At 74.7% G+C, this 13025-nt stretch carries 8 protein-coding genes; 4 read left to right on the top strand and 4 right to left on the bottom strand.

Annotation, left to right across the window (positions count from 1 at the left end):
- The first annotated feature begins 20 nt into the window (after window positions 1-20).
- Together BJ993_RS18305 and BJ993_RS18300 are read left to right on the top strand one after the other, a co-directional pair.
- On the top strand, window positions 21-935 hold the full coding sequence (locus BJ993_RS18305; RefSeq protein WP_444547293.1) for a formylglycine-generating enzyme family protein: 915 nt from the start codon (window positions 21-23) through the stop codon (window positions 933-935).
- A gap of 84 nt (window positions 936-1019) precedes the next feature.
- Window positions 1020-1262, top strand: a complete 243-nt coding sequence (locus tag BJ993_RS18300) for a mycoredoxin (RefSeq protein WP_036541872.1) — start codon at window positions 1020-1022, stop codon at window positions 1260-1262.
- 11 nt (window positions 1263-1273) lie between these two features.
- Here the strand turns inward: BJ993_RS18300 and nudC are convergent, their stop codons facing one another.
- On the bottom strand, window positions 1274-2185 hold the full coding sequence (nudC, locus tag BJ993_RS18295; protein ID WP_179650410.1) for an NAD(+) diphosphatase: 912 nt from the start codon (window positions 2183-2185) through the stop codon (window positions 1274-1276).
- A gap of 53 nt (window positions 2186-2238) precedes the next feature.
- Between nudC and BJ993_RS18290 the strand changes: the two genes are divergently transcribed.
- Entirely contained in the window at window positions 2239-2742 is a 504-nt protein-coding gene (locus BJ993_RS18290; RefSeq protein WP_179650408.1) for an OsmC family protein, read from the top strand.
- On the opposite strand, the gene BJ993_RS18285 is transcribed toward BJ993_RS18290, so the two are convergent.
- Genes BJ993_RS18285 through BJ993_RS18275 form a run of 3 tightly spaced genes read right to left on the bottom strand, consistent with a single transcriptional unit; the run spans window position 2723 to window position 9637 of the window.
- Complete coding sequence (locus tag BJ993_RS18285; RefSeq protein WP_179650406.1) at window positions 2723-5926, bottom strand: ATP-dependent helicase; 3204 nt, start codon at window positions 5924-5926, stop codon at window positions 2723-2725. The genes BJ993_RS18290 and BJ993_RS18285 overlap by 20 nt on opposite strands.
- Window positions 5923-9171: an ATP-dependent helicase gene (locus BJ993_RS18280; protein ID WP_179650404.1), complete on the bottom strand. Its 3249-nt coding sequence runs from the start codon at window positions 9169-9171 to the stop codon at window positions 5923-5925. The genes BJ993_RS18285 and BJ993_RS18280 overlap by 4 nt, the downstream gene beginning before the upstream one ends.
- 55 nt (window positions 9172-9226) lie before the next feature.
- Window positions 9227-9637, bottom strand: coding sequence for a cupin domain-containing protein (locus BJ993_RS18275; RefSeq protein WP_179650402.1), 411 nt, complete (start codon window positions 9635-9637; stop codon window positions 9227-9229).
- Window positions 9638-10506: 869 nt separating this feature from the next.
- On the opposite strand from BJ993_RS18275, the gene BJ993_RS18270 reads away from it, so the two are divergent.
- On the top strand, window positions 10507-13020 hold the full coding sequence (locus BJ993_RS18270) for an SCO7613 C-terminal domain-containing membrane protein (protein WP_179650400.1): 2514 nt from the start codon (window positions 10507-10509) through the stop codon (window positions 13018-13020).
- Window positions 13021-13025 lie beyond the last annotated feature (5 nt).

The raw sequence follows: 13025 nt of genomic DNA, 5'->3' as shown, positions 1-13025 counted from the left end.
GCCGCGCGGGCGCCCCCGGGGTGCGGACGACGGTGCCCGCCGGCTCCCGGTCGACCCGGGGCCAGGCGAGGATCCCCGCCGGCACGTTCTGGATGGGCGACAGCCATGGCGACGGGTACCCCGCCGACGGCGAGCTGCCCGTGCACCAGGTCCGGCTGGCGTCGTACCTCATGGATGCGAAGGTGGTCACGAACGCCCAGTTCGCCACCTTCGTGAAGGCCACGGGCTATGTCACCGACGCCGAGCGTGACGGGGTCTCGGCGGTCTTCCACCTCGCCGTCGACGCGGCCCCGGCCGACGTCCTGCGCAGCGCGACCGGGGTCCCGTGGTGGCTGGCCGTCCGCGGCGCCGACTGGCGCCACCCCGGCGGTCCCCGCTCCGGGATCGCCGACCTGCAGAACCACCCCGTGGTGCACGTGTCGTGGAACGACGCGCAGGCCTACTGCCGCTGGGCGGGCAAGCGGCTGCCGACCGAGGCCGAGTGGGAGTACGCCGCCCGCGGCGGCCTCGACCGGGCCCGTTACCCGTGGGGCGACGAGCTGACCAACGGCGGCCGCTGGCGCTGCAACATCTGGCAGGGCGACTTCCCCGGCCACAACACCCTGGACGACGGCTACCTCACCACCGCGCCGGCGACGGCCTTCCAGCCCAACGGCTACGGCCTGCACAACACCGTCGGCAACGTCTGGGAGTGGTGCCAAGACGCCTTCCGCCCGACCGAGTACGCCGACCGGGCCGGCCCCGAGCCCGTGGTCGCCCCCGTCGCCGCCGAGCCCGACGAGGACCCCGCGCAGGTGCGGCGGGTGATGCGCGGCGGCTCCTACCTGTGCCACGACAGCTACTGCAACCGCTACCGGGTGGCCGCCCGCTCCTCGAACACGGCCGAGTCGTCGTCGGGCAACATCGGCTTCCGCTGCGCCAACGACGCGGCCTGAACCGGACACCGTGACGAATCAGGCGGGAATGGGCCCCCTGCCTAGGGTGTTCGCATGAGCGTGACTGGTTCCGAGCGTTTCGTCATGTACACGACCCCCTGGTGCGGCTACTGCCACCGGCTGAAGAGCCAGCTGGACCGCGAGGGCATCGCCTACGACATCGTCGACATCGAGCAGCAGCCCGAGGCGGCGGCGATCGTGGAGTCGGCCAACAACGGCAACCAGACGGTCCCGACGCTCGTCTACTCCGACGGCAGCGCGCAGACCAACCCGAGCGTGGCCCAGGTCAAGGGCAAGCTCGAGGAGCTGGAGCGCCTCGGCGCCTGAGCGCCCCCGCCTCACCAGCTGCCGGGCAGCACCCCGCCGTACCAGTCCTCGACCAGCGAGCGGCTGATCGAGACACCGCCGGGCAGCACCAGCGAGCCGTCCTCGGCCTCGCGGCGCATCTGCTCGCGGGTGAACCACCGGGCGTCCTCGACGTCGGCATCCTCCAGCCGGATCTCCTCGGTGAGGGCGCGGCCGTGGAAGCCGAGCATCAGGCTGGACGGCAGCGGCCACGGCTGGTTGCCGAAGTAGGTCACGTCGCCGACGACGACCCCGGTCTCCTCGAGGACCTCGCGGCGCACGGCGTCCTCCAGCGACTCCCCCGGCTCGCAGAAGCCGGCCAGCGTGCTGAACCGGCCCTCGGGCCAGGTCCTGCCGCGCCCGAGCAGGCAGCGCTCCTCGAACGTCCCGGGCTCGCCGGCCGCGATCAGCATGATCACCGCCGGGTCCGAGCGCGGGAACTGCGCCTTGCCGCAGTCGACGCAGACCAGCTCGTGGCCGGCTGCGCGCGGCACGAGCCTCCCCCCGCAGCGCGGGCAGAACCGGTGCGCCCAGTGCCACTCCGCCAGCCCGATCGCGTGGAACACCAGCGGCGCCTGGGCGACGGCCTCACCGCTCAGGAAGGGCAGCAGCCCCCGCAGCGGCAGCCACTGCTCCGGCTCCGCCTTGACGACGTCGCCGTCGACGATGACCGCCCACCACGTCGTACCGTCGCGGTCGCCGAGGAGCACGCGTACGCCGTCCGGTGCGTCCGCGCTCGCGACCCACTCGAGCCCGTCGGGGCCGGGGCGGACCCGGGTTCCGGCGATGACCAGCACGCGGCTGGCCGGATCCTCCCAGCGCTGCTGCAGCCAGTCCTCGTCGGTGCGGAGCAGCCCGAGGCGGTCGTGCGGGTCGGCGACGAGCGAGAGGTGGGGGAACGTCACGTCCCGAGCCTAGGAGACTGATGGAGCGACGAGGCGGGCGGCTACGGTGAGCCATGGACGCGAGCACGCTCCGCGCCGCCCAGGCGCCGTTGAAGGACCGCTACCGCACGGACCCGGCCAGTGCCCGGATCCCGACCACGGCGACCGGTGACTACCGCGACCCGGAGGTCACCGCGACCGTCGACGGCTTCGCCGGGCCGGTGCGCGCCGGCCTGCACGCGGCGGCCGGGGGCGACGGCCACGACGCCTGCTCGGCCGACCTGCTGCTCCAGGCGCTCCTCGGCTGCGCCGGGGTCACCCTGCGTGCCGTCGCGACGGCGATGGGCGTCGAGATCCGGTCGGCCGACCTGCGCGCCGAGGGCTGGTGGGACGCCCGCGGCACGCTCGGCGTCGACCGGGACGCACCGATCGGCGTCCAGGACGTCGTCGTCACCGTCGTCCTCGACACGGACGCCGACGACGCCACCCTCGGCCGGCTGGCGACCGCGACCGAGCGCTACTGCGTGGTCGGCCGGTCGCTCGGCGTACCGCCGCGGATCAGCGTGGTCCGCCGCTGAGCAGGTCCTCGATGCCCGCCCGGTCGGGCAGCCCGTCGTGCTCCACGATGTCGCCGGTCCGCACGTAGCAGAACGCCGCCCGCACCCGCTCGAGCGGGACGTCGGTGAGCTCCGACCACGCGAGCCGGTAGAGCGCGAGCTGGAGCGGGTCGGCCTCCTGGTGGACGCCGGTCTTCCAGTCGACCACGAGGTAGGAGCCGTCCGGCTCGGTGTAGACCGCGTCGATCCGGCCGCGGACCACCTGCCGCACTCCGCCTGCCCCGGTCAGGACCAGCGCGAACGGGGCCTCGATCGCCGTGGGCTCGCGGGTCGCGAAGGGGCCCGCCTCGAAGCGGTTGATCAGCTCCTTCAGGTCGCTGTCGTTGTCGATGCCCGCGTCGGCGCGTCCCTCCAGCTCGTCGGGCTCGAAGAGCCCCTGCTGGCCGAACCGGGCCTCCACCCACGCGTGGAACCGGGTGCCGAACCGGGCGGCCGGCGCCGGCGGCCGCGGCATCGGCCGGGCCAGGTCGCGGGCGAAGCCCTCCGGGTCGTCGCGCAGGCGACCCAGCGCCGTCGCCGACAGCGACGAGGGCAGCGGCACCTCGACGCGCTGGGACCGGTCGGACCGGGCCTCTGCGAGCAGCCGCTCGATCTCCTGGTCCCAGTCCGCGACCCGGGCCGCGTCGACGAGGTCGAGCTCGAGGTCGTCGTCCCCGGCGGCCGGGTCCGCGCTTCGTACCCGCTGGGCGGCGTCGAGCCTCCGGGCGGTCTCGGCCCCGATGCCCTCGACCGGCCACGGCCGCGAGGGGTCGACCGCGTCGAACGGGTTGGCGGCGCCCTTCTCGGGCTTGTCGAGCCAGTCGACCGGCTCGCCCCAGCCGTCGCAGAGCTCGCGGATCGCCACCTGGAAGGACGAGGGCCCGTAGGGGTTCTTGCGCGTGCCCCACAGGAAGGACGTGACCCACAGGTCGTGCTCGGGGCGCGTGAACGCGACATAGCCCAGGCGCAGCTCCTCCTCGGCCTCGTGCGCGCGGGTGGCCGCGCGGTAGGCGTCGAGCGCTGCCTTGTCGTGGCCCGCGAGCTGCGGCAGGTCGTCGGCGTCGCCGCGCAGCGGCGCGGGCAGCACGCTCGGCGAGGAGCACCACAGCGACCGCCCCTGCGTGCTCGGGAACCGGCCCTCACCGACACCCACGCAGAACACGGTGGACCACTCGAGGCCCTTCGACCGGTGGACGGTGAGCAGCTTGACCGAGTCCGCACCCGAGGGCGTCGCGACCTCGAGTCCGTTGCCGGCCTCGTCCTCGGCCGTGAGCCACGCGATCAGCGCCGGCAGGGTGACGTCGCCGTCGACCGCCTGGAAGTCCGCGACCGCCTTCACGAACAGGTCGAGGTTCTCGCGGCGGGCGGCGGCCGCCTTGCTCATCGACGACGCCAGCTCGACGTCGACCCCGGTGACGTCGACGATGCGACGGACCAGGTCGAGGAGCGGCTCCCCCACCGACGACCGCAGCAGGCGCAGCTCGTCGCGGAGGAGGGCGAAGCGCTCCAGCGCCTCCGGGGAGTACGCCGCCGTTCCCGGGTCGGCGAGCGCGTCGTCGAGGCACGGGACCTCCGCCGGGTCGATGCCGTCGGCGATGGCGACCAGCTGGTCGTGGACCGACCCGGCCGTCTCGTCACGACCGCCGCGACCGGCGAGCTCGAAGGCCCGCAGGCCCAGCAGACGCAGGTCGCGCGGGCCGATCGCCCAGCGGGGGCCGGCCAGCAGGCTCAGCAGCGACTCGTTGTCGGTGACGTCCTGGACCAGCTTGAGCGTGGCGACGACCGTCGCGATCTCGGGCAGCCGGACCAGACCGGAGAGACCCACGATCTCGACCGGGATGTCGGCGCCGGTGAGCGCGTCGAACACGGCCTCGCCGTGCTGGTTGTCCCGGCTCAGCACCGCGATCTTCGCCCAGGCCGTCCCGGCGTCGTGGGTGGCCTGCACCTGGCCGGCCAGCCAGGCGAGCTCGTCGAGGTGGGTCTCGAACACCTTGACCCGCACCGATCCCGGCCGCGTCGATCCGTGACGGAGGACGGCGACCTTGTCGCCGTACTTCGCCATCAGCGGCTCGGCGAGCTTGTTGGCGACGTCGAGGATGCGGGTGTCGGAGCGGCGGTTGACCGTGAGCGGCAGCACCGGGACGGGGGCCCCGCCGGCCGCCGGGAAGACCTCGGGGAAGTTGATGATGTTGGACACCGACGCACCACGCCAGCCGTAGATCGCCTGGTTGGGGTCACCGACGGCCATCACGGCGTGGCCCTCACCGAACAGGCGCGCGAGGAGGGTGGCCTGGGCCACGGACGTGTCCTGGTACTCGTCGAGGAGCACGACCTTGAACCGCTCGCGCTCGAGCCGGCCGACCTCCGGCTGCGCGTCGGCGAGCCGCGCTGCCAGCGCGATCTGGTCGCTGAAGTCCATGAGCCCGAGCTCCGCCTTCAACCGCCTGTACGACGCGACGAGGCCCATCAGCTCCGCCCGGCGGTCGATCACGTCGACCGCCTTCTGGCTCGCCTCGACGTAGGTCTTGCGGTTCTTGCCCGCCTGCTCCTCGGCGACGGCCCGCTCGAACGCCTTCCGCTCGGCGGCGTCGAACGCGAGCACGTCGTCGGGCCCGACCAGGTGCTCGCTCATCGCCCCGTCGAGCGCGAGGAGGTTCTGGATCACGGTCGGCGGGTGGTCGGACAGCTTCTCGACGGCGCCGTCGTAGCGGTCGACGGCGCGGGCGCCGAGCTGGTAGCGCGCGGCGTCGGTGATGACCCGGGTGTCGGGCTCGTGGCCGATCCGCAGGCCGTGGTCGGTGAGCAGGCCGGCGGCGTAGGCGTTGTAGGTGGCCACGGTCGGCTCGAGGACCTCCTCACCGTCGGCCGCCTGCTTGAGGTCGAGCACGCCCGCCGCGGTCAGCGCGGCCCGGACCCGCTGGCGCAGCTCGGCCGCTGCCTTCGTGGTGAAGGTCAGGCCGAGGATCTCCTCGGGCCGTACCTGACCGGTCAGCACGAGGTAGACGACGCGGGCCGCCATCAGGGTGGTCTTGCCGGAGCCGGCACCCGCGATCACGACCACCGGTGACAGCGGCGCCGTGATCGCCGTCCACTGCTCGGGGCTGGGCGGGAACTCCGCCCTCATCACCCGCTGGAGGTCCTCGGGGGTGCTGATCGCCGGGTTCATCGCTCGACCACCGATCCGGGGCTCTTGACGGGACAGATCGCGACGAAGCCGCAGTCGCGGCAGTGGTCGCCGGCCACCGCCGGGAAGGTCTCCTCACGCAGCAGGTGGGCGACGTGGGTGATGCGGGTGCGCAACGCAGCCCGCTCGGGCCCCTCGGCGGCATGCGGGTCCTGCTCCTGGCGGGTGGCGTCGACCGAGCCGTCCTCGAGGCCGAGCTGGATCAGCTCCGCTCCCCCACTGGCGAGCCCGGTGAGGCCGGACTCGGGGTCGTCGAGGGCTCCTGCGTCGACGGCGTACTGGTACAGGGCCAGCTGGACGTGATCGCGGACCTGCGGGCCGGACGGCTTGCCGCGACCGGTCTTGAGGTCGACCACGACGACGCGTCCGTCGCCGTCGATCTCGACCCGGTCGGCGTACCCGTTGATGCGCACGGGCGTGCCGTCGTCCATCGTCACCACCGTCGCGAACCGCGCCTCGGTGGCGATCAGCCGGCGGGGGTTGCGCTCGTGCCAGGTGAGGAAGCGGACGAGCGCGGCGCGGACCCGCTTGTGCTCGCGGTCCTTCGACCACGGCGTCCGGAAGTCGAGGCGGTCCCACACGCGGTCGACCTCGCCCATCAGGACGTCGAGATCGCCGTCGATGCTGCCGTCGGCCACCCGCTCCGCGAGGGCGTGCACCAGCTGGCCGAGGTTGGCCGACTGGTGCGACCGCGCCACGCCGCCGGCCTCGCGCTCCAGGAACCACCGCGTCGGGCAGGCCGCGATCGCGTCGAGCACCGTTGCCGAGATCGGCACCGGCTTGTCGACCTCGCGGATCGGCTCCGCGGAGCGACTCGCGGCACGCGTGCCCCACCAGCTCGCCGGGTCGGCGCTCGCGACCAGCTGCCGGCGACCGGCGAACTCCCCGGAGAGCCGGGACAGCCGCCGCGCGGCGGCCGCGCGGAGCGGCTCGGCCGCCTCCGGGTCCGCCACGGTACGACGCAGCTCCGCGACCAGACCCGCGAGCGAGAGCGGCCGCGCGGGTCGGCCCGACACCGCGACGATGTGGTCGCGGTCCGGGACCAGCTCCTCCAGGAAGCGCGACGGCTGCTCGCCGTCGTCGTCGGGCGAGGCCACGGCGGTCACCACGAGGCGCTCCTGCGCGCGCGTGCACGCGACGTAGAACAGGCGACGCTCCTCGGCCAGCAGCTCACGCGGCGTCACCGCCGGGACGACGACCCCCGGTCCGATCCGGTCGGCCTGGAGCAGGGTCGTGCGGCGGCGCAGGTCCGGCCATCCGCCGTCCTGCACGTGGGCGACGACGACCAACCGCCACTCCAGGCCCTTGCTCCGGTGGGCCGTCAGCAACCGAACCGCCGCTCCGCGGGCGCCGCGGTCGGCGAGGGTGTCGGCCGGGATCTCCTGCTGGACCAGGCTCGCGAGGAAGGGCACCACCGCGAGGTGCTCGCGCTTCTCGCCCACCCGCGCCGCGAGGTCGAACAGCGCGCAGATCGCGTCGAGGTCGCGGTGGGCGCGGCGCGCCGCGCCGCCGCCCGCCTCGACCGAGCGTCGCAGCCGCTGCGGCCAGGACGTGCCGGACCACAGGGTCCACAGCAGCTCCTCGGCGCTCGCACCGTCGTCGGCCGCGGCGCGCGCGCCGGCCAGCAGCTGCGCCACGGCGCGCGCCCGGTCGGCCTCGGGACCGGACAGGCCCTCGAGGTGGCTCGCGTCGACGACCGCCAGCCGGACCAGCTCACGCGAGCTGCGGGGGGTGCCGCCGCTCTCCTGGCAGGCGTCCTTCTCGCGCGCCCGCAGCTGTCGGGCGAGCCGCCGCACGTCGCCGGCGTCGAGGCCGCCCAGCGGCCCGGTGAGCAGCGCCTCGGCGCGACCGGGATCCACGTACCCGACGTCGTTGTGGTCGGTGTTGTCGAGGTTGACGACGGCACGCAGCGCCTCCAGGAGCGGCAGGACGGCCGGGTCGCGGACCAGCGGGACCTCGTCGCTGGCGACCTCGACCGGTACGCCGGCCGCACCCAACGCGCGCCGGAGCGGGCCGATGCTCGCGCGACCCGAGCGGACCAGGACCGCCATCTCGTCCCAGCCCAGGCCGTCCTCGAGGTGGGCGCGGCGCAGGATGTCGGCGAGGTGATCGGCCTCGGCGCGCTCGGTGTCGTAGGTGACCACCTCGACCTTGCCGTCGCCGTGGGGCCCGGGGGCGCACTGCGGCGCCAGGAAGGACTCCCGGGCCGTCTCGGGGATCGTGCCCGGCAGGCCGATCCGGCCGGCCACCCGCTGCGCGGCGATCAGGATCCGTGGGCCGAAGCGCCGCGTCGTCCGCAGCGCGACCACGTCGGCGGGGCTGCCGTCGGCCTTCGGGAACACGGTCGGGAACTCGAGGATCCCCCGCACCTCGGCCCCGCGGAACGCGTAGATCGACTGGTGCGGGTCGCCCACGGCGACGAGGTCGCGCCCGTCTCCGGCGAGCGCCCGCAGCAGCGCCACCTGGCCGGGGTCGGTGTCCTGGTACTCGTCCACGAACACGTGGCGGAAGCGCGCGCGCAGCTCGTCGCGGTGGTCGTGGGCCTCGATGCAGGCGCGCCGGATGAGGTCGGCGTAGTCGGTCGCGCCCAGGCTGTCGAGGGAGTCGAGGTACTGCTCGAGGAAGAGCCCCGCGGCGACGTACTCGTCGATGCCCTCGCGCTCCCCCAGCAGCCGCAGCTCCTCGCCGTCGAGCCCCTTCTCCCGCGCGCGCCCCAGCACGGCGTGGACCTCCCGCGCGAAGCCGCGCGTCGCGGTGGCCTGCCGGAAGCGCTCGGGCCAGGTCACCGACTCCGGGTGGTCGGCCAGCAGCTCGCGGAGCACGACGTCCTGCTCCGGAGCCGAGAGGAGGCGCAGCGGCGCCTCGTAGAGCTCGGCCGGCGCGTAGCGGCGCACGAGCGCGTAGGCGAAGGAGTGGAAGGTCGAGCTCAGCTGGTGGCCGGTCGTGCGCCCGAGCCGCGCGCTCACCCGGTCGCGCAGCTGGTCGGCCGCCTTGCGGGAGAAGGTCAGCGCGAGGACCTGGTCGGGGCTGGCGCCGCGCCGCTCGATCCGGTCGACGACCGCCTCGACCAAGGTCGTCGTCTTGCCCGTGCCGGGCCCGGCCAGCACGAGCAGCGGGCCGCCCTCGTGCTCGACCACGCGGCGCTGGTGCTCGTCGAGCTCCGGGGCAGGCCCGGGTGCCGTCCCCGGGGCGAGGACGTACGTCGGCTGGCTGGCCTGCTGCTCCACGGGCGCCACTCAACCACCCCCGCCCGACACAAACCGCGCGGACCCCGGACGACCCTCAGGCGAGCTCGAAGTCCGCGAAGTCGAAGCCCGGGGACACCAGGCAGCTGACGAGCGCGTCCGCACCGGAGACCAGCGTCCGCTGCCACACCCCGGCGGGAACCAGACCCTGGGGCGCGTCCGGCCCGACGACCAGCCGCACCGTGGAGCCCGGGTCCGGTGCCGGGCCGTCACCACCGAGCTCGACGGTCACCGTTCCCTGGTGGGCGAGCCAGGTCTCGTCCGAGCGCACCCGGTGCCAGGCCGACGACTCGCCCGCGGGCAGGAGGAAGTAGATCAATGTCGCGGTCGGCCGCACCCGCCCGTCCGGCAGCTCGACGGTCGTGTCCGCCACCCACGTCTGCCGGTACCACCCACCCTCCGGGTGCGGCTCCAGGTCATGGCGTACGGCGAGGGGCGGTCGATCCATGCCCCCAGTCTGCCGGGTCGCTTCCTCCACAGGCACGCCCCCGATCTGGGGAGGAACACGTTCTTCCTGTGGACGGAGCGCGTCTGCTTGTGGACGACACGCCGAGGATCGGTGGATGATCGAAACCCCCCGAAAAACCTGGAGAAAACCCCTTGTCAACGCTCGACCAGCGGGCGTAGAACTTCTCCCACGCACTCCTCCGGGAGAGCGGGATCCGCCGGAAGGCGAGGATCCGCACGGCCACGCCGGAGCCCTTCGGGGCGACGTCGAGGCGGCCCCTCACGGGGACGCCGGCCGCGCGAGCCGGGTGACGAGGCTCGCGGGATCCCAGCAGCCGGCGGGTGGACCGGGAGCGTCACCAGTACCGGTCACCTGAAGGGCCCTTGTGACTCATACTCACGAGGGCCCTTCGCCCTTTTTGCGCGAGCGCGTCTTCGCCGAAGAGCGGGCAGCAAGCTGCCGGCGACGGCTCTCGCCGCGCTGCCGTGCCGCAGTCGCCCTCCGTAGGCCAGGCCTTGGCCTGGCGGCAAGCCGACACTGCAAGGTCAGCAGCGCGAGCGCGTCTTCGCTCCGTCGGGGGGCAGCAAGCTGCCGTCGCTACGCTCCCGCCGCGCTGCCGCGCCGCAGTTGTCTCCCGTAGGTCCAGCCTTGGCCTGGCGGCAAGACGACACTGCAGGGCCGGAGGCGGGGCGCGAACGCGCCGATCCGTCGGGGGGGGTGGGCGCCGGAGCCGCCGGACGGGACGGCCGGCCCGGGAGGCGCCGCAGGCGCCCACCCGCCAGCCCCACCCGCCAACTGAGTACAAGGGCTCAGCGGCACTGAGCCCTTCGGCGATGCCGTTCCGAGTGCGCAACTGGCCGAATGGATCCATGCGCTACGCCGACCCGTCCCAGTGCCCCGACTGCCGCTCCGCCCTGCCGGACGGCGTACCGGTCTGCCCGACCTGCGACCTGCTGGTCCGGCACCCGCTCGCCGTCGACCTGTTCCGCACCCTGAGTCGTGCCGACGCGCTGGTCGGCGAGCTGCGCGCGGCCAGCGACCTCTTCCACGACCGGCCCGTCCCAGCCGCCACCGCACCCGCCGCCACCCGGGTCTCCAGCCTGGGCGGGCCGCTCGTCCCGCCGTCGGCGGCGCCCGAGCCCAAGCGGGCGACGCCTGCTCCCCCGGCACCCCCGCTGCCGCCGTACCCCACGACTGCGACGCCGACCCCCGACCGGGGCGGCGTCGCCTTCGCGTCAGTGCCGAAGATCCTGCTCGGCCTCGGCGCGTTCTGCCTGCTGGTCGCGGCCGTCATCTTCCTCGCCGTGTCGTGGTCCGCGCTGGGTGTCGGCGGACGGACCGCGGTGCTCGGCGCCTTCACCCTGACCGCCGGCGCCTCGGCCCTGCTCCTGCACCGCACCGGACTGCGGATCGCCGGGGAGTCGCTCATCGTGGTCGCCCTCGGGATGCTCGCGCTCGACGTGTACGGCGCCGGCGCGGCCGGCTGGCTCGGCGACGGCTCGGACGGCGCGGTGAGCGTCGCCGCCGGCCTGACCGTCGCCGTCGCGTCCGTCCTCGTCGCCCTCCTGCGCCCGGCCGGCCAGCCGCGGCTCGTCGCGCCCCAGCTGATCGCCGGCATCGGCCTGACGGTCGCCTACGCCGGCGCCGTCGACGTCACCGACCACCGCCTGGTCCCGGGCCACCTGCTGACCCTCCTGGCGATCGGCATCGTCCTCGTCGGTCGCGTCGCCGGGCTCGTCCCCCTGCAGTGGTCCGTGGCCGCCGCCGGCGCGCTGGCCTGGTTCGGCTCGGCCTCGATCGCCACCACCGATGCGCTCCTCGACCCCGACCTCCACCAGCTGTGGGCGGACGGCTCCGGCTGGTCGCTGCTCGTCACCGCGGCCGCGATGCTCGTCCCGGGCCTCGTCGTCCGGCACCAGCAGGTCGCGCTCGCGGGCGCCAGCTGCGCCGCGATGGTGGTGACCGTCGTGCTGACGCTGCCCAGCGTGGACACCGACGCTGCGACCTTCGGTCTCGTCGCCCTCGGCGTGACGACCGCCTGGGTCGCGGGTCTTGCCGTCCTCCCGCGGATGGTCCGCCCGATCGCGATCGCCCCGTCGGCGGCGGGCAGCCTGATCCTCACCGGCCTCGCCGTGGTCACGGGCGCCGTGGCCGTGGCTCGCTGGGCCGACGACATCCGCCCGTTCACGCGCTCGTTCGACGTCGTGGTGGGCGGCCCGGCCCCGGTCACGGAGCCGCTGCTGCTGGCCCCCTCGCTCCTCGTGCCGTTCGCGTTCCTCGCCCTCGTCGCCACCGACCGCAGCCGCGCCGCCCTGCTCGCGTGGGCCCGGGTCGCCGTCGTCGTCACCGGCCTCGGCGTCGCCGCCACCCTCACGTCGTACGACGTCCAGCTGGCCGCCCCCGTCGCCGTGCTCCTCCTCGTGGCGATCGGGAGCGCGGCCCTGCGCGCGACCGGCTTCTCGGCGGTGGCGGTCCTGGTCGCCGGCGCGGCCGCGCTGGCGACCGTCCCGAGCGCCCCGCTGACCGCCGTCGTCGCCGGCGTCGGCGCAGCGCTCGCCCTCCTGCTCGCGACGCTCGTGCGCACCACGGACAGCACCGTGGCCGGTCGGCTCGCGGCTGCTCCCCTGCTCGGGCTCGCCGTCGCGGCCCTCGTCCACGCCACCGGTGGCGGCATCGTTTGGGTCGCGGTCCCCGTCCTGCTGGCGGTCGGCGTCCTGGCCGTCGTCATCGCGCGACCCGAGGTCGAGCTGACCGCGGCGGTGGTCGCCCTCGTCGCCCTGCCCGGCTCGCTCGGCACCGCGACGGACCCGGGAGGGCTCGCCGCCCTGTGGCTCGCGGTCGCCGGCTTCGTCGTCTGCGCCAGCGCCCTGGTCAACGAGTCGCGCCGCCACGCGGTCTGGGGCGGTGCCGCCCTCCTGCTCCTCGCCAGCTGGGTGCGCCTGGCCAACCTGGAGGTGCGGGAGCCGGAGGCGTACACGCTCCCGCTCGCCGCGGCACTGCTGGCGCTCGGCGCCTGGCGGATGCAGCGCTCGCCCGCGGTCGGGACCGCGGAGGCGCTGCTCCCCGGCCTGCTGCTGGGCACGATCCCGTCGCTGCTGTGGGTCGTCGGCGACCCGGTGTCGCTGCGGGCGCTGGTGCTCGGCGGCGCCTGCCTGGCGCTCACGATCGCCGGCGCGGCCCTGCGCTGGAGCGCGCCGCTGCTGGTCGGCGCGAGCGTCGGTGCCGCGATCGTGGTGCGCGAGCTCGGCCCCTATGCGGGCGACTTCCCCAAGTGGGTCTGGATCGGCCTCGCCGGCGCCCTGCTGACCGTCGTCGGCATCACCTGGGAGCGACGTCTGCTCGAGGTCCGCAGGGCGGTCGGCTTCCTCGGTCGGCTCCGGTGACGGAG

Source organism: Nocardioides aromaticivorans (assembly GCF_013408525.1).
GTDB lineage: Bacteria > Actinomycetota > Actinomycetes > Propionibacteriales > Nocardioidaceae > Nocardioides > Nocardioides aromaticivorans.
Note: the sequence above shows the minus strand (reverse complement) of the source record. Positions and strands in the feature narration are given on the sequence as shown.

Coding starts and splice junctions, on each gene's coding strand:
- BJ993_RS18285 (WP_179650406.1), bottom strand. CDS start 5,926: ATGAACCCGGCGATCAGCACCCCCGAGGACCTCCAGCGGGTGATGAGG.
- BJ993_RS18290 (WP_179650408.1), top strand. CDS start 2,239: ATGGACGCGAGCACGCTCCGCGCCGCCCAGGCGCCGTTGAAGGACCGC.
- BJ993_RS18275 (WP_179650402.1), bottom strand. CDS start 9,637: ATGGATCGACCGCCCCTCGCCGTACGCCATGACCTGGAGCCGCACCCG.
- BJ993_RS18270 (WP_179650400.1), top strand. CDS start 10,507: ATGCGCTACGCCGACCCGTCCCAGTGCCCCGACTGCCGCTCCGCCCTG.
- BJ993_RS18300 (WP_036541872.1), top strand. CDS start 1,020: ATGTACACGACCCCCTGGTGCGGCTACTGCCACCGGCTGAAGAGCCAG.